The sequence below is a fragment of the Streptomyces sp. YIM 98790 genome, from assembly GCF_011421595.1.
GTDB lineage: Bacteria > Actinomycetota > Actinomycetes > Streptomycetales > Streptomycetaceae > Streptomyces.
On sequence record NZ_WTLH01000376.1, the window covers coordinates 1 to 1,689 of the forward strand.

Genomic DNA, 1,689 nt, shown 5'->3' on the forward strand with positions numbered 1-1,689 from the left:
ACCCACGCCGGCCGGCCGTGCCGCGGCGACGGCCGGGAGACCAGGCCCGGGGGCCGCGTGGACGCGGATTCCCCGGCGGCCCCGCTCCGGTGCGCGGACCCGGGTGAACACCACCGCCGCCGCGCGCCCCGGCCGGACCCTCCGCCGTGCCGGCCCGCAGCGAGCGGCCCGCCCGCCGAGCGGTGCGCAGAACCACTCGCCGGGACCCGTACCCCTCTCCTCTTTCCGCCCCTGCCCCGGCATCCCGCCGCCCGGCCGCGCATGCCGCCCGGCACCTCCGGAGCCGGCCGGTCCGGCTCCGGCGGCCGGCTCCCCGCGGGCGGTCGCCCCGCACACCGGTCGGCCGGGAAAATATGCCAGAGTTGCCATTCTCCGACTGGGAGCACGTACCGTACGGCTCAACAGCCGGGCCGACCGCTTGAAGGGGCGCTGGATTGAGCACGCACGCACCGCATGCACCGGGCACGGCGCAGCCTGTCGCGCTCCCGGCCACGCTGGACGAAGCGGTAGCCGCCCTCGCCGCACAGCCCGCCGCCGTCCCGGTCGCCGGAGGCACCGACCTGATGTGCGGGGTCAACTCCGGACGGCTGCGCCCGGCCGCCCTGGTCGGCCTGGCCCGGCTCAAGGAACTGCGCGGCTGGGAGTACCAGGACGGCCACGCCCTGCTCGGCGCCTGCCTCACCCACGCCCGGATGGGCCGCCCCGACTTCGCGGTGCTGATGCCCGGGCTGGCCGCCGCCGCCCGCACCGCCGGTCCGCCGCAGGTGCGCAACGCCGGCACCCTGGGCGGCAACATCGTCACCGCCGCCGCGGCCGGCGACACCCTGCCGGTGCTGGCCGCCCTGGAGGCGGTGCTGATGGTCACCGGAGCACGAAGAGGCAACCGCGAGATCCCGGTCAGCCATCTGCTGGCCGGACGCGACCGGCTGCGCGCCGGCGAACTCCTGGCCTACGTCCGGGTGCCGCTGCTGCACGCTCCGCAGACCTTCCTCAAGGCCACCGGCCGCACCGGGCCCGGACGGGCCACCGCCTCGGTGGCCGTGGTGCTGGACCCGGCCCGCCGCGAGGTGCGGTGCGCGGTCGGGGCCATCGCCTCCATCCCGCTGCGCCCGCTGGACGCCGAGCGCTGGGTGGCCTCGCTGGTGGACTGGGACGGCAAGCGCGGGCTGGCGCCGGACGTGCTGACCGCCTTCGGCGAATACGTCGCCATGGCCTGCATCCCCGATCCCGATCCCGGTCCGGAGCGCGGGCAAGGCACCGAACTCCCGCCCGCGATGCTGCATCTGAGGCGTACCGTGGCAGCACTCGCGCGCCGTGGACTTGGGAGGGCCCTGTCGTGAGCAGCGAGCAGTACCCGAACCCGGACGGCATCCCCACCCCGCAGACCGGCTGGGGAGCGGGCGGCGGATACGACGCCGAGGCCACCGCCTTCATAAAGCTTCCGCGCGGGCGGATGCCGGGCGGCGACCCGGGCGCCGATCCGCTGGCCGCACCGGGCGGGGACTACCGGCCGCCGGAGATCGCCGAGCCGACCGTGCCGGCCTCGGCGGCCGGGCCGCCGATGACCGCGGCGGCCACCACCGACCCGGCCGGCACCGGCCAGTGGACCCTGCCGTTCGCCTCCGCCGCGGACCCGGTGCGCGGCCCGGCCGCACCGGCCCCGGCGGCGGGCACCGGAACCCCGGCGGC

1 protein-coding gene and 1 pseudogene are annotated in these 1,689 nt (G+C 77.7%); both read left to right on the forward strand.

The window, feature by feature from the left end:
* Positions 1–434: 434 nt before the first annotated feature.
* On the forward strand, positions 435–1,340 hold the full coding sequence (locus GQS09_RS28185; protein ID WP_165990342.1) for a xanthine dehydrogenase family protein subunit M: 906 nt from the start codon (positions 435–437) through the stop codon (positions 1,338–1,340).
* Positions 1,337–1,689: pseudogene (locus GQS09_RS28190) on the forward strand (hypothetical protein); the annotation flags it as partial. The gene GQS09_RS28185 and the pseudogene GQS09_RS28190, both read left to right, overlap by 4 nt.